Raw genomic sequence first — 17725 nt, 5'->3', positions numbered from 1 at the left:
GATGATTGACAGACTCACCAAGATCCAGCTGGCCATATTCGCATTGGTCACCGTTATCACGTTGACCATCATGATCATCTTCTACCTGCGGTTGCCGGCGACCTTCGGCCTCGGGACGTACGCGGTGAGCGCCGACTTCGTCGCCGGCGGCGGACTGTACAAGAACGCCAACGTCACCTACCGCGGCGTTGAGGTCGGCCGGGTGGAGTCGGTGGGGCTGAACCCGAACGGCGTCACCGCCGAGATGCGACTCAACAGCGGCACTCCGATTCCGTCGAACGTCACCGCCACCGTCAAGAGTGTGTCGGCCATCGGCGAGCAGTACATCGACCTCGTCCCCCCGGCAAACCCCTCGCCGGGCAAGTTGCGGAACGGATTCCGGATCGAACGGCAGAACACCAGGATCGGCCAAGACGTCGCCGACTTGCTTGCAAAAGCTGAGACGCTGGTCAACAGCCTCGGCAACGCCAAACTGCGCGAACTGCTGCACCAGACCTTCCTCGCGACCAACGGTTCGGGTCCCGAACTGGCCCGGCTCGTCGAATCGGCCCGCCTGCTGGTGGACGAGGCTAACGCCGACTACCCGCAGGTTTCGCAACTGATCGACCAGGTGGACCCGTTCCTGCAAGCCCAGATTCGAGCCGGGGGTGACATCAAGTCACTCGCCGACGGGCTGGCGCGATTCACCGCTGAGCTGCGTAGGGCCGACTCGCAGCTGCGTGACACATTGGCTACCGCCCCGGGTGCGATCGACGAGGCCAATACCGCGTTCTCCGGCATCCGACCGTCGTTTCCCGCGCTGGCTGCCAGCCTGGCCAACCTCGGCCGGGTCGGGGTCATCTATCACAAGTCGATCGAGCAACTGCTGGTGGTATTGCCGGCGCTGTTCGCCGCGATCACCACCGCTGCGGGTGGCGCACCTCAAGACGAGGGCGCCAAGCTTGACTTCAAGCTCGACCTGAACGACCCGCCCCCGTGCGCTGTCGGCTTCGTGCCCCCGCCGTTGATGCGGACGCCGGCCGACGAGACGGTGCGCGAACTCCCAAGGGACATGTACTGCAAGGCTGCCCAGAACGATCCCACCACCGTGCGTGGCGCCCGCAACTACCCTTGCCAGGAGTTCCCCGGCAAACGGGCACCCACGATTCAGCTGTGCCGCGACCCGAAAGGCTATGTGCCGGTTGGCCGCAATCCCTGGCGCGGTCCACCGGTCCCGTACAACACCCCCATGACCAATGGGCTAAATGCTTTGCCGCCCAACAAGTTCCCGTATATCCCGCCCGGCGCCGATCCCGATCCCGGCACGCCCATCGTCGGCCCGCCCCCGCCAGGGGTGGTGCCAGGGCCCGGGCCGGCGCCCCACCAACCGGCGTACGACCCGCCGCCGCCCAACGACACCTTGCCGCCGCCGGGCAACCCGTCGTGGATGCCGCCGGGGGTCCCGCCGGTGCCGCCGATACTGCCGTACCCGAAGTGGCTGCCGCCGCCGGCGCCGCCGGTAGGGATCAATCCGCCACCACCGGGCCCGGGGGCCGAAAAGCCGTGGGGGCCGCCACCTGGCCAGCCACCGCAGGCCAGCGGTCCGGCATACACCACTTATGACCCGAAGACGGGCGCCTTTACCGACCTTGCGGGCGGGACTGGTATTTTCGCGCCCGGTATGAACGGCGCGTCCAGTGCCGAGAATTGGTTGGACCTTATGCGTGACCCGAGGCCACTTTAGTGGTGGACGTAGAAACCTCCTCAGTGACGAGGTCGACGACGCAGCGTGCCCGTCGGCGGGCATCCCGCGCGGCGGGCCCCGCGAAAGCCGAGTCCAGCGACGCCACCGTTGCCGCCAAGGGCGCGGTCAAGGTAGACGCGCCCCCCGAGCCGAAGCGGCCGGCCAAGAAGCCGATGGCCGTCAAGCGGCCGCCGCAACGGCAGCCGCACCGCGTTCTGGTCGGATGGATCTCGGTTGCCGCCGCGCTGCTGGCCGTCGGCGCCCTGGCCGCCTGCCTGACCATTCTGGTGATCCAGCAGCGGCATGCCGAGGCCGACCAAGCCCGCACCCAGCGGTTCATCGACACCGCCACGCAGACGGTGGTCAACATGTTCAGCTACAAGCAGGACAACATCGACGAGAGCGTGAACCGCTTCTACAACGGCACCAGCGGTCCGCTGCGCGGGATGCTCAGCGCCAACAACAACGTCGAAAACCTCAAGGGCCTGTTTCGCTCCACCAACGCGTCGTCGGAGGCCGTCATCAACGGAGCCGCGTTGGAGGGCGTCGACGCGGTCAGCGACAACGCTTCGGTGCTGGTGTCGGTGCGTGTGACGGTCGCCGATGTGGACGGAGTGAACAAGCCGTCCATGCCTTATCGGCTGCGGGTAATCGTGCATGAGGACGAGGCCGGCCGGATGACCACGTACGACCTGAAGTATCCGGACGGGGGCAACTGATGCGGATGCCGCGATGGCTGGTGACCGCCGCCGGCTCGGTGCTGGTTGCAGCCTTCGTCGGGTTGTCGGCGGCGAGCGGCTGGTACTACTGGAACCGGGTGGAGATTCGCGGCGAGCAGACAGCGCGAACGGTGTTGCCGCGCCAGGCCGCCAAGGACATACCGCTGGTGTTCGCCTACGAATACCAGACCATCGAGCGCAGCCTCACCGACGCCTATTCCTTGCTGACACCGGACTATCGCCAAGAATTCAAGAAGAGTGTCAACGCGCAGATCATCCCGGAGGCAAAGAAGCGGGAAGTCGTCGTCCAGGCCAATGTCGTTGGCGTGGGGGTGATGTCGGCGAAACGGGAATCGGCGACCGTGATGGTCTATATGAACCGGACGGTCACCGACAAGTCGCGGCAGCCCGTCTTCGACGGCAGCCGGTTGCGGGTGGAGTACAAGAAGCTCGGCGAGAAATGGCTGATCGCTTTTATTACGCCGATCTGAGCGCGGTGTCTCAGAAGCACATCGCTATGTCGTTGCAGCGCAAGGGGTAACGCTCGATCGGGCTGGGCGGGGGGCCGGTGAGAGCGAGCGAAAACGGTTGCTTGGTCATCTCCGACTGCAGGCCGCACACAGCGCCGTGCAAGCTGGTATGCGTACCGGCGAGCGTCTCGTTGTCGAAGGCGAAAGTCTCGGTGGAGGGACCGGTACCGCCGCCCGGGCACGAAACACCGTCGGCCACGTCGACTTTGAAGGTCCACAGTCCGCTCACCAGCCGGGCCCTGCCGCTGTAGTTCTGCAGCTTGTCCGCACGGGTGATCCGTTCGTTCGTAGAACTCACGACATTCAAGGCGCAGAAATCGGCCATGATGATCGGGTTGTCGTAGTCCTTGTAATAGCGGCTTCCGTTTACCTGGTCGCAGAGCGCCGTGACCGTCCACGTAACCCCGGACACGCCGGCCTGATTGAAGGCATATGTGCCGTCCGCCGGTGGTGCGACGACCGCACTGGCCGGAACGTCCGAGTCCACCGCGATTCCGATTGCCACCGCTGAGGCGACGGCGGATCCAGCGGCCAGCGCGCGACGGATGTTCACGGCGTCTTCTCCTTCGTTGGCACTTGAACGCTGCCTTCGAGTATCACAGCGATCCGACCGCTATACCACGGGTTTCGCCGCACTAAGGGTGCGCCTCGGCCAGGGCGTCGAGGAAGGACCTCGCCCACCGGTCCACGTCATGGGCGAGCACCTGGCGTCGCATTGACCGCATCCGGCGTCGGCCCTCCTCGACCGGCTGGTTGAGCGCAGCCTCGATGGCATCCTTGACGCGTTCCAGGTCGTGCGGGTTGACCAGATAGGCCTGCCGGAGTTCGGCTGCGGCACCGGTGAATTCACTCAGCACCAGCGCGCCGCCGAGATCGCTGCGACAGGCGACGTACTCCTTGGCCACCAGGTTCATCCCGTCCCGCAGCGGGGTCACCAGCATGACATCGCTGGCCACGAAGAATGCGATGAGTTCGTCGCGGGGAACGGGACGGTGCAGGTAGTGCACCACCGGGTGGCCGACCTCGCCGTATTCGCCATTGATGTGGCCCACCTGGCGTTCAATGTCGTTGCGCAGAATCTGGTAGCTCTCCACCCGTTCGCGGCTGGGTGTCGCGAGCTGGATAAATACGGTGTCGTCGCGTTTCGCGCGACCCTCCGCGAGCAGTTCGGAAAATGCCTTCAGCCGAACATTGATGCCCTTGGTGTAGTCGAGCCGGTCGACGCCGAGCAGGATCTTGCGCGGGTTGCCCAGCTCGGCGCGGATTTCGCGCGCCCTGCGCCTGACGTTGCGATCGCGTGCCGCCTCGTCGAGCGCCCTGGAGTCGATGGAGATGGGGAAGGCGCCCACCTGTACCTTGCGCGAGTCGACCTCTACCTCGCCGAATCGCGACCGCACCCCGACCGACCCGCGGGAGGTGTTCGCGCCCACCAGCCGGCGCGCCAGGAACAGGAAGTTCTGTGCCCCACCGGCGAGATGAAATCCCACCAGATCGGCTCCGAGCAGGCCTTCAATGATCTCGGTGCGCCACGGCAGCTGCATGAACAGTTCGATGGGCGGAAACGGGATGTGTAAAAAGAAGCCGATGGTCAGGTCGGGGCGCAGCTCGCGCAGCATCTTGGGCACCAGCTGCAGTTGGTAGTCCTGCACCCATACCGTGCCGCCGCGAGCCGCCGCCCGCGACGCGGCATCGGCGAACCGGCGGTTGACGTCGAGGTAGCGTTCCCACCACTCGCGGTGGTAAATCGGCTCGACGATGACGTCGTGGTAGAGCGGCCACAGGGTGGCGTTCGAGAACCCTTCGTAGTAGTCGGCGACGTCCTTGGCGCTCAGCCGTACCGGCTGCAGCCGCAACTCGTCCTGATCGATGGATTCTTCGTCGCCGTCGAGCTCGTCGCCGACCACACCCGGCCAGCCGACCCACGCCCCGCGCCGACGCCGCAGCAGCGGCTCCAGGGCCGTGACCAACCCACCGGGGCTGCGTTTCCAGGTTGTGCTGCCGTCGGGAAGCCGCTCCAGATCGACCGGCAGGCGGTTGGCGACCACCACGAAGTCGGAGTCCCCGAAGCGCCCCGCGCTCGGGTTCTTCGAGTCCTCGCCACCGCCGGGAGCCACTTAAGTCTCTATTTTCGCCGGCCCAATACCGAGCATGGACAAGAAGATTCGGCACTCGTCGGCATCGTTCGCGTACGCGGCGACGACACGCCTGGCCTGGCTCGCGGTGCTGTCGGCCAGTGGCTCGACATCGCCGATATCGCCAGGATCAGATTTGGTAGGCATGACACAACCTTAAGGGACACCATTTCGGCGGTGCAGGCGTCCGCGCAGTTAGGCCTCGTTACCCAGTACTTCTTGGGCCAGCTCGCGAAGCGTGCGGCGATCCTCGGTCAGTGCCGCACGCCCGGCCGGGGTGGCCCGGTAGACGCGGCGCATGCGGCCGTCGACCACTTGCCGGCGGGACACCAACAGCCCGTCAGCCTCGAGCCGGTGCAGGGTCGGATAGAGCGTTCCGGGGCTGACCCGGTATCCGTGGCGGCTCAGCTCGTCGGTCAGCCACGCGCCGTGAACCTCGTCCTCGGCGGCGTGGTGCAGGATGTGCAGCCGTACCGCCGCCCGTTGAAATGACCGCAATTCGCGCATCGGCACCCCTCACGAACAGCGCAGCAACATCATGAAGCCGAAGTCCATGTGGAGTTGCTGGTGGCAGTGCAACAGCGACAGGCCGGGCTGGTCGGCCAGGAAGTCGACTTCCAGGATTTGATAGCTGCCCAGCATGGCGACGTCCTTGCGGATACCGGCGGTCGGGGTACCCGCGACGTGAGTGATCTCGAAGATGTGCCGGTGCAGATGCATCGGATGGATGTCGTCGCTGGCGTTGCGGAACCGCAGCCGGTAGCGCTGCCCGCGGACGATGTCGAGGACGGGCTGGTTGGTGTCCATGGAGAACGAGGTGCCGTTGATGGTCCAGATGTTGAACCCGTTGCTGGCGGCGTTTCGCTCCTCGATGAGCATGTCGATGACGTGATCGGGCGCTGGCGCCGCGCCGCCGTTGGTGAACAAGCGGTAATCCCATTGGAACGGCGGTGGGGGCGCCCACTGTGGTTCGCCCGTGCGGCCCGCGTATTCGACGACGATGCCCATGCCGGCCTGGCGGTCCTCGTCAGAGACGTCGCCGAGGATCCAGACGCCGGGGCTGCTCATTTCCACGATGGCGGAGACGCGTTCGGCGGTTCCCAGCCACAACACCGGCACCGCGGCCGGCTTGGGCACCGGGTTGCCGTCCAGCGCAACGACGGTGAAGGAGTGGCCGGGCAGGGCGAGGCTGCGACTCTCGGTGGCGCTGCCGTTGAGCACGTGCAGCAGGACCCGCTCGCCCGTCTTCACCCGGATTGGCTCGCCGTGGCCGAGGCTGTGGCCGTTGATGGTGAAGATGTCGTAGCCGACCTCGTACCCGTGCGGGCTGCCCGCGGCCAGCGAGGCGTTCATCGCCCGCTCGCCCTGCTCGCGCAGGTCCGCGACCGGGTCGCCGGCCAGGAAGTCGGTGGGCATGTCGGCTTCCTGGCTCAGCTTGGCGCCGAATTCTTTGAGCGTCAGGAATACCTCGCGGTCGTAGGCGCCGGGCTCGCGTTTGGGTTCGATGTAGACCGGGCCTACCAGGCCGCCGTATTGGCCGCCGGTCAGATCGGGCCCCGGGGTGAGGTGGGTGTGGTAGAAGCGGAAGCCCGACGGGCCCGGCACGAACGTGATCCGGCGCATGCCGTGCGGCTGGATCGGCGGGGTGCCTTCTTCGGTGGAGCCGTCGACGTCGGCCGGGAGCCGCTGGCCGTGCCAGTGCAGCTGCTGGGGCGTGTCGGTGTCATTGTGGACATCCACTGATATCTGCTTGCCTTCGGTGAGGCGGAGCAGCGGGCCGGGGAATTGGCCGTTGTAGGTGGTGGTTTTGACGAGTTTGCCCCTCGCGACCTCGAACTCGGTTTGAGCGATGCGCAACGTGTAGTCGGCCTTGTGCTGCTGCGGACCGTGCGAGCAGCTGGCGGGGACACCACCGGCGGCGAGGGCCGCCAAGCCACCCCACTTAAGGAAGTCACGCCGGTCAACGGGCATGGGCGAGCCACGCATCCCGTAAACGCCGGCATGACATACGGGCCGAACCCAAAGCCATAAAATCGGACTCCGATATCGTGTTCCGATAGTTCGCCGCAGAGCCTACCGCAGGCTCCGAGGTCGGCGGCCGATCCGGTGGATGGAGGCGTCGCAATGGACGAAGTGCCGGTGTTCGACTTCGTCGATGTGGTCGTCGAGCGCGACAGGGTGCGGGCGTTGGACGGGTTCACCGCCGCCATTCCGGGGCGGGGCGTGACCGCCGTCTTCGGACCATCGGGATCGGGAAAGTCGACCCTGCTGCGACTGTGTAATCGACTGGAAGTGCCGACCAGTGGGCGGGTGTCGTTCTGCGGCAGGGACATCGCCGATATCGACCCGTTGCGGCTGCGTCGTCGGGTGGGCATGTGTTTCCAGCATCCGACGCCGTTTCCCGGCACCGTGGCCGACAATCTGCGGGTCGCCGAGCCGGAGGCGTCCGACGCGCAGATGCGGGAAACGCTGGAGCGGGTGGCTCTGACTGACTCGGGGACTGGATCAGGGACTCAGTCATGGCTGGACCGCGATGCGACCGCGCTGTCGGGCGGGGAGGCGCAGCGCGTCTGCCTGGCCCGCACGCTGATGGCGCAGCCGCAAGTGCTGCTCTTGGATGAGCCCACCTCCGCCGTGGACGCCGAAGCCGCCAGGGTGATCGAGCGCGCCGTACGCGAGCTGGCCGACGACGGAATTCCCGCGCTGTGGGTCACCCACGACAGGGCGCAGGCCGAGCGGGCCGCGGACCGGCTGCTGCATATCGAGCGGGGCCGGTGCACCGGGCAGGTGACGTCATGAACGGAACGGTCAGCTGGATAGGTCTGGCGACATCGCTGGTACTCGTGGTTTTCGCAGCGGCGATATCGGTGTGGCAGCGGTTAGGTCTGGAGCGGCAGGTGTTGTGGGCGGCGGCGCGTGCTCTGGTCCAGCTGCTGCTGGTGGGAGGGGCGCTGACGTTGCTGTTCGCTCCCGGCCGGTCGCTGTGGTGGTCGTGGCTGTGGACGGCGGGCATGATCGCCTACGCCGGGGACGTCGCGCGCAGACGGGCACCGGAGGTGCCTCGGCTGGCGCCGCTGACCATTGTCGCGTTCACCGCCGCGTCGGCAATCACGCTGGGTGCGCTCTTCGGGCTCCGGGTGTTTCCGTTGCAGGCCCGGACGCTGGTGCCGATCGCCGGGATGATGATCGGCAACTCGATGACCGCCATGGTGCTGGTGGCCCGGCGGCTGATCGACGAGCTACGAGACAAACGCGAGGAGGTCGAAGCCCGGCTGGCCCTCGGCCACCCGTCTCGCCAGGCCGCCGCCCCCTACTTGCGGATCGCGTTGCGGTCGGCCATCTCCCCGCAGATCGAAACGACCAAGGCCACCGGCGTGGTGTTCCTGCCGGGCGCCATGACCGGACTCATCCTCGCCGGCGTGCCGCCGGTGCAGGCCGTCCTGGTACAGGCCGTGGTGATGTTCCTCATCCTGGGCTCGGTTGCGACCACCACAGTCGTGGTAGGCCTCGGGCTCGTGCGTCTGGCCTTCACCCGCGACCATCGGTTGCTGCCGCTCGGTCACCGATCAGGCGCCAACCCGGCGGGGAATCGCTTACACACCGGCCGTAATGTGTAAACATGACACTCTCCGACAAGGCCGGCACCGAGGCTGCGTCCAACGCAGCCGGCGACAACGCTGATGGGCCGGTGGTCTACGAAACTCTCGACGACGGCCGCATCGCCCGGATCTGGCTCAACCGGCCCGACGAGCACAACGCGCAGAATCGCACCCTGCTGGTTCAGCTCGACGAGGCGTTCGGTCGCGCCGAGGCCGACGACACAGTGCGGGTGGTGATTCTCGCGGCGCGCGGGAGGAACTTCTCCGCCGGCCACGACCTCGGCTCGGAAGCGGCGTTGCTGGAGCGCAAACCCGGGCCCAATCAGCATCCGACGTTCCGGTCGCACGGGGCCACCCTGGATCCGATCATCGAGAAGCTCTATCACCAGGAATGGCATTTCTTTTTCGAAAACACCTGCCGCTGGCGCGATCTGCGCAAGATCACCATCGCGCAGGTACAGGGCAACGCGATTTCGGCGGGCCTGATGCTGATCTGGGCATGCGACCTGATCGTCGCGGCCGACAATGCCAAGTTCAGCGATGTAGTCACGGTGCGGCTGGGCATGCCGGGCGTCGAATACTATGCCCACCCTTGGGAATTCGGTCCCCGTAAAGCCAAAGAGCTGCTGCTGACCGGTGATTCGCTGGACGCGGACGAGGCTTATCGACTTGGCATGGTGTCCAAGGTCTTCCCGGTCGACGAGCTGGAGGAGAAGACTCTGGGGTTCGCCCGGCGCATCGCCGAACGGCCCACGATGGCAGCGCTATTGGTCAAGGCTTCGGTCAATGCCGCTTCCGACGCGATGGGGTTCACCGAGGCGTTACGGCACGCCTTTCACGTTCACGAGCTGGGTCATGCCCACTGGGCCGCTCATAACGAGAACAGGTTTCCGGTTGGCCTGCCTCCGGACGTCGAGGACTGGCGTACAGCCAAGCCGACCAAGGTCGCTCGCCGCGACACGCCTTAGTTGTGCCGAGCAGACGCAAAATCGCCCAATTCATGCCCGAATTAGGCGATTTTGGGTCTGCTCGCCAGGAAGAGAGGGACTCTAATGCAGCTTTCATTTGACGACCGTACGTACCTGGTCACCGGCGGTGGCAGCGGAATCGGCAAAGGGGTAGCCAGCGCACTCGTCACCGCAGGCGCGTCGGTCATGATCGTCGGCCGCAACCCGGACCGACTCGCGGCCGCCGTCAAAGACATCGAGGCCCTCGAGGCCGGCGGCGCCATTCGGTACGAGCCCGCCGACATCACCAAAGAGGAAGAGGCCGCTCGAGCCGTCGACGCCGCGACCGCCTGGCACGGGCGGCTGCACGGCGTGGTGCACTGCGCGGGCGGGTCGGAGACCATCGGGCCGATCACCCAGATCGATTCGCAGGCATGGCGACGTACGGTCGACCTGAACGTCAACGGCACCATGTATGTGCTCAAGCATGCCGCGCGTGAACTGGTACGCGGCGGCGGCGGTTCGTTCGTCGGCATCTCGTCGATCGCGGCCAGCAACACCCACCGCTGGTTCGGGGCCTACGGTGTCACCAAGTCGGCCGTCGACCACATGATGCAATTGGCCGCCGACGAGCTCGGCGCGTCGTGGGTGCGGGTCAACAGCATCCGTCCGGGTTTAATCCGCACCGAACTCGTTGCGCCCATTACCGAGTCGCCGGAGCTGAGCTCCGACTACGCCAGCTGCACGCCGCTGCCGCGGCCGGGTGAGGTGGAGGACGTTGCCAACCTGGCCCTGTTTCTGCTGAGTGACGCGGCGAGCTGGATCACCGGGCAATGCATCAACGTCGACGGTGGCCACATCCTGCGCCGCGGCCCGGACTTTTCCGCGATGCTGGAACCCGCATTCGGCGCCGACGGGCTGCGCGGAGTGGTCTAGGCGCGGCATGACGGGTGCGCCAACGTGATTGCTATGCGCGCATTTTGGATCGCCAACGTTTTTCGTCCATATCGGACTGGTTTGGTATAGCGGTGGATTGGCCTAGAACCGCATTGGCCACACGGGTCACTTCCATCACCAAGAGGCATGTATGTCTTTCTGTCTCGTAGTGACAATTCTCTTGCCGCGCAACGCTTGTCGCTTATTCGATGACGGATGGGACTCATGAGAACGAGTCTTCTCGTTGGGCCATGATTGGATCAACTGATCCATGACTTTCCGCTGGCATCTCACTCATCGGGAACAAAGGCCTGGGGAACTGCGGAGAAACTTATGATCAACGCGGTCGGGACGCTAGAGATGGATCAACCGATCCAGGGCCAGGGCGTCCCTACCACCCAACCGTCGGACCGCAGGCTGCGGTAATCGCCCAGAGCCGCGACGAGTTTGCCGCAACCGGCGTGCTTACGGCGTACGCCGAACGCACGGCCATCACCGCCGTCATCGAGGCCGGGTGGCACGAGGCGCCGGTCTCGCCGCGCACTGTCCGCGCTTCACTGTCCGTGTCGAGTCTGCGTGCGGGTGACCGATCCTGCGCTCAGAGTGTGGATTTCGAGGTGGCCGCAGGCTCGATACCGAGCGGCGGGATTGCGGCTAGCGCGTCACGATCGGCCCCGCGAACATAGCGCGTCCTGCAAGAAGCCGGTGACGAATGCCTTTGCTTCCCGCGACCAGATATAGCCGATATGCCCACCGCTGTACCAATGCACCGCGGATTGCGGCCACACCCGTGCCAACGCTGCCGCATGGGCGGTCGGAATGAACCGGTCGGCGCGACCGGCGAAGACCGCCCGCCGTTCCACCACAGGTGAAACCTCAAGCGGGGACACAACGCGGAACGCTTTGGCGGCCGTGTCGTCGCGCAGTATCCCTAGGTATTCCGGCGGCGGGTGGTGGTGCGCCATCAACCCGAGCACATCGGTGAACGGGACACCCGCCATGACGCACTCCACCGGTTCTATTCCGGACAGCAGGGTCGCGAGATAGCCGCCGAGGAAGAGGCCGTATACGCCGACCGCCGTCCCGCCGATCGAAAGTAGGTAGCGCGGCGGACCGCTGCCTTCGGGCATGGGGGTGAGTGCGTGAAGTGTGTGGGTGGGGTGGCTATCGCCCGCGCGGGTCCGGGGTGTTGGCGGATTAGATAGTGGATGGCTGTCTAATGTTGTCGGGTGTGGGTGTTACGTTGCGGACGAACGCGGATATCGCGTTCCAGTGTGCGTATCACGTGGTGTGGTGCCCGAAGTACCGCCGCAAAGTGATCGGCGGTCGGATGGAGCAACGGCTGAAGGAGATCATTGTTGCGGTGATCGACGAGAAGGGGGCGTGGTTGATCGAGTTGGAGACCATGCCGGATCACGTGCATCTGTTGGTGGAGGTGGATCCCCAGTTCGGGGTGCACAAGCTGGTGAAGGCCATCAAGGGCCGCTCTTCGCGGGTGCTGCGCGAGGAGTTCCCGTGGCTGAAATCCAGGTTGCCGTCACTGTGGACCAACTCGTACTTTGTTGCCACGGTTGGGGGTGCACCGTTGTCGGTGATCAAACGCTACGTTGAGACGCAGAAGGATCGCTGAACCATGTTGGCGGGGCGGCGGTTTCGGGTCGAGTTCAGCGCCGAACAAGCGGAGTTCGCTGGGCAGATCGGCGCGGTGTGCCGGGCGGTGTGGAACACCGGGTTGGAGCAGCGCCGCGAGTACCGCCGCCGGGAGGCGTGGATGAGCTACGGGATCCAGGCACACGAACTGGCCGCAGCCAAAGCAGAACATGAGTGGCTCAAGGACGTTCCGGGGCATTGTTTGCAGCAGACGTTGATGGATTTGGACCGGGCATGCCGCATGCACGGGACGTTTCGGGTGCACTGGCGTTCGGGGCGGCGGTGGGCACCGTCGTTCCGGTTCCCCGAGGGCAACAAGATGGTGGTGGAGAAGCTCAACCGTTGCCACGCGCGGGTGAAGCTACCGAAACTGGGCTGGGTGAAATTCCGGGCGTCCCGCTGCCTGGAGGGTGAAACCCTCCGTTCGGCCACGGTGTCGCGGCAGGGCGCGCATTGGTATTTGTCGCTGCTGGTCGACGACGGGATCGAGGCCCCGGCCGCCCATGTGGCCCCGGGCACGGCGGTGGGGGTGGATCGCGGTGTGGTGGTGGCCGCCGCTACCAGTGAGGGTGAACTGATCGACCGGACATTCGTCACTGACGGTGAACACCGGCGCGCGGTTGCCCTGCAACGCAAGCTGTCGCGTGCGGGCAGGGGTTCGGCCAACCGCGCCAAGATCCGGTCGCGATTGGCGAAGTTGCGGGCCGCTGAGCGGCACCGTCGTGCGGACTTCTGCGTGCAGACGGCTGCCCGGTTGGCGCGCACCAACGCCGTGGTGGTAGCCGAAGACCTCAAAACCCGCAACATGACTCGGCGGCCCAAGCCCGTCGAAGACCCCGACAATCCCGGCCACTACCTCGGGAATGGGGCGGCCGGCAAATCAGGCTTGAATAAAGCCATCTTGGGAAAGGGGTGGCATCGGTTTGGTCAAGCGTTGAGCTCTGTGGCCCGCTACACCGGGACACAGGTGATCAAGGTCCCGGCAGCGTTCACCTCGTTACGGTGTTCGGCGTGCGGGCAGGTGGACCCGAAGAATCGCGAGAGCCAAGCGGTTTTTCGGTGCACCAGCTGCTCCCACGGACCCGTGCACGCCGATGTGAACGCCGCCAAAAACATACTGGCCGCAGGGCTTGCGGTCATCGCCTGCCGAGAAACCACCACACCTGCGGGTGCTGTGGTGACGCCGACGCAGGAACCAGCAGGAAACCGCGAGGAATTACTGCTCCAACCCGCCTAACAGGTTGGAATCCCCCGGCTTCAGCCGTGGGGAGGACGTCAAATCTCATTCATCGGGATAGTGTCGGCGACGCTTCCGGAGACGGTTATAAAGTTGGCCGCGACATCTCGATTGCTAAGGAAATTGACGTGCAGCTGAGGAACGCTCTGGTCGGCCCCGACATGGATGCCGATTGAACATGACCAGCCAACTTGCCGACCTGTCAGGGAAAGTCGCAATCATCACCGGTGGCAGCCGCGGCCAGGGGGCTGCGGAAGCCCGGTTGTTTGCCTCGCTGGGCGCCCATGTGGTTGTCACCGACATACTCGAAGACGCGGGCCGAGAAGTCGCATCATCGATCGGTGCGGCCGCACGGTTCATCCGTCATGACGTCAGCAGTCCGGAACAGTGGACGAAGGCAGTTGCGTTCGCGCGCAATGAGTTCGGCCGCCTCGATGTGCTGGTGAACAACGCGGCGATCTGCGCTGCGACGCCTATTCTGGATCAGGGCGTCGACGAGTTCGAGCAAATGCTGCGCGTCAACCTGATCGGACCCTTCCTGGGAATCAAAGCTGTCATCGAGCCCATGAAGGCCGCAGGCGGAGGCTCCATTGTCAACATCTCCTCCCAGGCCGCCCTGCAGGGCCTCTCGGGCTACGGTGCCTATGGGTCGTCCAAATGGGGCCTTCGCGGCCTGACCAAGGTGGCGTCTATTGAGCTGGGACAGTTCGGGATACGGGTGAACACCGTGTATCCCGGGATGATCGATACACCGATGATCGAGCACCTCAACGTCCACCGGGGACCCGGCAGCCATCCGGGAGCACCGTTGGGCCGGGTCGGTGCGCCGGAGGAAGTCGCCGCGCTGGTCGCGTTCCTCGCCTCGGATAATTCGTCCTATGTCACCGGCGCCGACTTCGCCGTCGATGGTGGTGCCAGCGTCGGGCGCATTCCCGTTCAACCGCCTGCAGACCCGGCGGCCAGTCGCGAAAGCTACTGAGCCAAGGGAGATTTGGGTGTCACCTCAGGAACACCGAAACCGTCCTGCTGAACGGGAAGATGACTCTCACCGGCACCCCGATTGGGTGAGACTCTTCGTGTCCGGAATCCATTCCGGGACTGCCGAATTAGAACCATCCGCGTTGCGGTGAAGTGTGAGCGAAAACCATGCAATATGCGCCTGTGATCGTGTTCTTCCTGATCATCCTGACCCCCCTGCTGCCCGCGCTGGTACACGGGGCGCGCAGTGGCTACGAGCGTTTCCCGGTGCTAGGGCACAGACACCGCGGGGCGGGTGAATTGCCTCCGGAGGCCTCGGTGCGGCGATGAGCTCGACGATCGAGTGATGCTTGTGGACACCGCGATTGCCGTCAGATCGAGCAGCGAGAAGCCGTCAAAGACGTTGTCCTGTCGCGACGTGGGCCGCCCGAATACCTCTCCTGCGCAGGCGTTTTCAACGCGAAAGCGGGTGACGGGCCGGCCGTGACGACCGGTTTCGACGGAGGCTGTACAGTCCGGCTCGCGGTGCAATACGTTATGGACCGTGAGCTGATGGGAGATGACATGAAGAGGCTAGAAGGCAATCGGATCCTCGTGACCGGCGCTGGATCCGGTATCGGCCAGGCCACTGTGCTGCGAATGCTGGGCGAGGGCGCCGCGGTGGTGGCCGCCGACATCGCCGCGGACGGCTTGGCCAAGACGCGGGCCTGCGCCGACGAGGGGGGAACCGGTGACCGGCTCACCACGCGCGAGATGAACGTTGCCGAGGAGCAGTCGGTGATCGATGGTGTCTCCTTCGCCGTCCAAACGCTTGGCGGCCTGGATTCCGTGGTCAATGCGGCCGGCATGTTGCGGGCGATGCACACTCATCAGACCAGCATCGAGCAGTGGAACCAAATCATCGCGGTCAATTTGACCGGCACTTTTCTGGTGGTGCGCGAAGCGCTGCCAACGCTATTGGGAAATCCGCGCAGCGCGGTTGTGAACTTCAGCTCTACGTCGGCTTCTTTCGCCCATCCGTACATGGCGGCCTACGCGGCCAGCAAGGGCGGAATCCAGTCCTTCACCCATGCGTTGGCACTCGAATACGCTCGCGATGGTTTGCGGGCGGTGTGCGTGGCGCCGGGCAGCATCAAGTCCGGCATCACCGATGCCACCGGCGGATACATTCCGAAAGACGCCGACTGGTCGCTGTTTGCCAGGCTCACGCCGATACTGCCCACCACGGCGACATCCAGTGGCGCCGCCATGGCCGATCCGTCGGCCGTCGCCGGTGTGATCGCCATGCTGGTGTCCGAGGACGGCGCGTTCATCACCGGGACCGAGATCCGGATAGACGGCGGAACGCACGCCTAGCGCCTGCTCGGCACTAGTTGACGCAGGGCACGCCGCCGCCGTCGATGGGTTTTCCTCGATCGGGTGTCGGGTAGGTGCTGGTGGTATAGCCGTAAGACCCGTAGGTGCTGGACTTGGTGGTCGTGGTGGTCGTCGTCGTGGTCGTGGTCTCCTCGAGTGCGGGCAGCGAGAAGTTGGTGTCCACGACAACTTGAATGTGGCCTGGCGCCAGGGTGGGGTCGGCCTGCTTAGGAGCGTCGATGCCCAGCAGTGTCGCCACGTTGCGCGCGTCGGTGTCTGCGCCGGCGCCGTACGTGATCGTCGTCGCCGTCGGCTCGCCAGAATTGCGATCGCGGACCTGGCCCATGGTGTAGCCCTGCTTCTTGAGCGCACGCGACACCTCGCTGGCCAGGCCGGTCAGGCTGCCGGAGTTGATCACGTCGACGACGGTGGACGGGTCGGGCTTGCTGACCGTGGTCGTGGTGGCGGGTGCCGGCGGGGCGGCGCCGATCGCCGCAGCCACCTCCGCCTTGATCGCGGCCGGGTCGATGATGTTGACGTCCTGGCCGTCGATGTTGTCGTAGCGGACCACCGGCAGCGTCCGGAACTCGACGTTGTTCCCGCCCGCCAGATCGCCCATCCGGCGGAACAGGTCCTGGTCCCACCCGGCCGACAGCACGACATCCTTGCGTGCCACCGCCATCAGGCTGTTCAGCCTGTCCAGGTTGGTGAAGGTGCCCGAGTCCTGAAGCTCCCGCATGACCGACGACAAGAACGCCTGTTGCCGGTGAGTGCGGTCCAAATCGCCGTTTTCCAGGCCGTGACGCTGCCGGACGAATGCCAGCGCTTGCGAGGCGTTCAACCGTTGCCGTCCGGCGGGGAAGTTGGCTCCGGAATAGGAGTCGTAGACGTCGTGGTTCAGACAGACGTCAACGCCGCCCAGCGTCTGGGCCAAATCGTAGAAACCGGCCAGGTTGACCTCGGCGAAATAGTCGATCGGAACACCGGTCAGGCTGCGTACCGCGCGCAACGTGGCGGCCCGTCCGGCCTCGCGGCCCTTGCTCTCGAGTTCCTTACGGCTGCTGGTGCCCTGATTGGCCAGCTTCTGTGCAACGTATTGCTTGGTGAGCCCGTAGGCCTCTTTGATCTTGATGTGGTTGTACCCGGGTACGCCGTTGAACGGCACCCAGTCGTCGCGGGGGATCGAGAAGGCGACGACTTTGCCGTCGGCGCCGACATGCACCAATATCAGCGTGTTGGTGTTGTAGCCGCCGTCATCGGAATCGCCCGCATGCAGCTGCCGCAGGATCGATGACGGCAGGTCGTTGCCGTCCTGGTCTTTGCGCGAGTCCAGGCCGATCAGCAGGATGTTCATTTGGTTTCCGCTGGACCGCGGGTCGTCGGGGGTCAGAGCTTCCGAGATGGTGATGCCGCCCAGCGCCCCGTGGGCCACCCAATAGCCGGCACCGGTGGCCACCACCGCCACCAATGACACCAGGGTCATGATGCCGCGGGTCACCGCCCTCCGGAATCGGGAGGGCTGACGAACGGCACGATGGCGCTTCAGGTGGGCAGGGCGGCCCATCATAAACCTCGCCGAATTACGCGCGAACTGGGGGCACCTCCCGCTTGCGGGGGAACACAGAATCGCCCAATTTGGGGCCAAATCGGGCGATTCTGTGTCTGCTCGCCAGTGGGAAATGCCACCCGCTCGCGGCGCGCATCACCGATAACCGCATCTGCGGTTTGCGGTGATGTCGCTTGTTGCATGACGTCAAGTATGCGGCAGCTTGCTGTGAATGCCGCCATCCAGATTTTCACCCCAGGCGGAGCGAGCAGGCGGACAGCCCTTGATTTCACCGCGATTTCTGACCTCTACCTGCACATTCCCGCTCACCGGTGGCTTCCTCGCGGGTGTCCGAGTGATCCGGTCACGAAT

General features: G+C 65.2%; 19 protein-coding genes. 12 read left to right on the top strand and 7 right to left on the bottom strand.

What is annotated here, in order from left to right; translation table 11 throughout:
* Window position 1: 1 nt before the first annotated feature.
* Genes A9W99_RS00635 through A9W99_RS00625 form a run of 3 tightly spaced genes read left to right on the top strand, consistent with a single transcriptional unit; the run spans window position 2 to window position 2933 of the window.
* Window positions 2–1723: a virulence factor Mce family protein gene (locus A9W99_RS00635; RefSeq protein WP_067371836.1), complete on the top strand. Its 1722-nt coding sequence runs from the start codon at window positions 2–4 to the stop codon at window positions 1721–1723.
* A 23-nt stretch (window positions 1724–1746) separates the two neighbouring features.
* Window positions 1747–2442 (top strand): mammalian cell entry protein, encoded by a 696-nt coding sequence (locus A9W99_RS00630; protein WP_371514907.1) that lies wholly within the window; start codon window positions 1747–1749, stop codon window positions 2440–2442.
* The gene (locus A9W99_RS00625) at window positions 2442–2933 is read left to right on the top strand and encodes a mammalian cell entry protein (RefSeq protein ID WP_067371830.1); all 492 of its coding nucleotides are present in this window, start codon (window positions 2442–2444) and stop codon (window positions 2931–2933) included. The genes A9W99_RS00630 and A9W99_RS00625 overlap by 1 nt, the downstream gene beginning before the upstream one ends.
* A gap of 10 nt (window positions 2934–2943) precedes the next feature.
* Here A9W99_RS00625 and A9W99_RS00620 read toward each other — a convergent pair whose 3' ends face one another.
* The 5 genes from A9W99_RS00620 to A9W99_RS00605 all read right to left on the bottom strand — a co-directional run bounded on the left by A9W99_RS00620 (window position 2944) and on the right by A9W99_RS00605 (window position 7075).
* The gene (locus tag A9W99_RS00620) at window positions 2944–3525 is read right to left on the bottom strand and encodes a hypothetical protein (RefSeq protein ID WP_067371827.1); all 582 of its coding nucleotides are present in this window, start codon (window positions 3523–3525) and stop codon (window positions 2944–2946) included.
* Between the two features lie 82 nt (window positions 3526–3607).
* Entirely contained in the window at window positions 3608–5086 is a 1479-nt protein-coding gene (locus A9W99_RS00615; RefSeq protein ID WP_067371824.1) for a trehalose-6-phosphate synthase, read from the bottom strand.
* A complete protein-coding gene (locus tag A9W99_RS26355) occupies window positions 5087–5251 on the bottom strand; it encodes a hypothetical protein (RefSeq protein WP_156622871.1) in 165 nt (54 codons plus the stop codon).
* 48 nt (window positions 5252–5299) lie between these two features.
* Window positions 5300–5602, bottom strand: a complete 303-nt coding sequence (locus tag A9W99_RS00610; RefSeq protein WP_067372376.1) for a PadR family transcriptional regulator — start codon at window positions 5600–5602, stop codon at window positions 5300–5302.
* A gap of 18 nt (window positions 5603–5620) precedes the next feature.
* The gene (locus A9W99_RS00605) at window positions 5621–7075 is read right to left on the bottom strand and encodes a multicopper oxidase family protein (protein ID WP_067372374.1); all 1455 of its coding nucleotides are present in this window, start codon (window positions 7073–7075) and stop codon (window positions 5621–5623) included.
* Window positions 7076–7228: 153 nt separating this feature from the next.
* Here A9W99_RS00605 and A9W99_RS00600 point away from each other — a divergent pair, with 153 nt between their 5' ends.
* From A9W99_RS00600 to A9W99_RS00585, 4 genes are all read left to right on the top strand, one after another.
* On the top strand, window positions 7229–7903 hold the full coding sequence (locus A9W99_RS00600) for a phosphate ABC transporter ATP-binding protein (RefSeq protein ID WP_067371821.1): 675 nt from the start codon (window positions 7229–7231) through the stop codon (window positions 7901–7903).
* Entirely contained in the window at window positions 7900–8721 is an 822-nt protein-coding gene (gene fetB / locus A9W99_RS00595; RefSeq protein WP_067371818.1) for an iron export ABC transporter permease subunit FetB, read from the top strand. Before A9W99_RS00600 ends, fetB begins: the two co-directional genes overlap by 4 nt.
* A gap of 2 nt (window positions 8722–8723) precedes the next feature.
* On the top strand, window positions 8724–9671 hold the full coding sequence (locus A9W99_RS00590) for an enoyl-CoA hydratase (protein ID WP_067371815.1): 948 nt from the start codon (window positions 8724–8726) through the stop codon (window positions 9669–9671).
* A gap of 84 nt (window positions 9672–9755) precedes the next feature.
* A complete protein-coding gene (locus A9W99_RS00585) occupies window positions 9756–10586 on the top strand; it encodes an SDR family oxidoreductase (RefSeq protein ID WP_067371812.1) in 831 nt (276 codons plus the stop codon).
* A gap of 662 nt (window positions 10587–11248) precedes the next feature.
* Here the strand turns inward: A9W99_RS00585 and A9W99_RS00580 are convergent.
* Entirely contained in the window at window positions 11249–11716 is a 468-nt protein-coding gene (locus A9W99_RS00580; protein ID WP_067371808.1) for an alpha/beta hydrolase family protein, read from the bottom strand.
* A 101-nt stretch (window positions 11717–11817) separates the two neighbouring features.
* On the opposite strand from A9W99_RS00580, the gene tnpA reads away from it, so the two are divergent.
* The 5 genes from tnpA (at window position 11818) to A9W99_RS00560 (ending at window position 15807) form a co-directional block, all read left to right on the top strand.
* The gene (gene tnpA / locus A9W99_RS00575; protein ID WP_082929760.1) at window positions 11818–12216 is read left to right on the top strand and encodes an IS200/IS605 family transposase; all 399 of its coding nucleotides are present in this window, start codon (window positions 11818–11820) and stop codon (window positions 12214–12216) included.
* 3 nt (window positions 12217–12219) lie between these two features.
* Complete coding sequence (locus A9W99_RS00570; protein WP_067371802.1) at window positions 12220–13473, top strand: RNA-guided endonuclease TnpB family protein; 1254 nt, start codon at window positions 12220–12222, stop codon at window positions 13471–13473.
* A gap of 178 nt (window positions 13474–13651) precedes the next feature.
* Entirely contained in the window at window positions 13652–14452 is an 801-nt protein-coding gene (locus tag A9W99_RS00565; RefSeq protein WP_067371799.1) for a glucose 1-dehydrogenase, read from the top strand.
* A 167-nt stretch (window positions 14453–14619) separates the two neighbouring features.
* Window positions 14620–14781 (top strand): hypothetical protein, encoded by a 162-nt coding sequence (locus A9W99_RS26350; RefSeq protein ID WP_156622870.1) that lies wholly within the window; start codon window positions 14620–14622, stop codon window positions 14779–14781.
* Between the two features lie 234 nt (window positions 14782–15015).
* Entirely contained in the window at window positions 15016–15807 is a 792-nt protein-coding gene (locus A9W99_RS00560) for an SDR family NAD(P)-dependent oxidoreductase (protein ID WP_067372371.1), read from the top strand.
* Between the two features lie 13 nt (window positions 15808–15820).
* Here the strand turns inward: A9W99_RS00560 and A9W99_RS00555 are convergent, their stop codons facing one another.
* Complete coding sequence (locus A9W99_RS00555) at window positions 15821–17374, bottom strand: LCP family protein (protein ID WP_067371796.1); 1554 nt, start codon at window positions 17372–17374, stop codon at window positions 15821–15823.
* Between the last annotated feature and the right edge of the window lie 351 nt (window positions 17375–17725).

The organism is Mycobacterium sp. 1164966.3, assembly GCF_001665395.1.
Classification (GTDB): Bacteria; Actinomycetota; Actinomycetes; order Mycobacteriales; family Mycobacteriaceae; genus Mycobacterium.
This window is presented reverse-complemented; position numbering and strand designations above follow the sequence as displayed.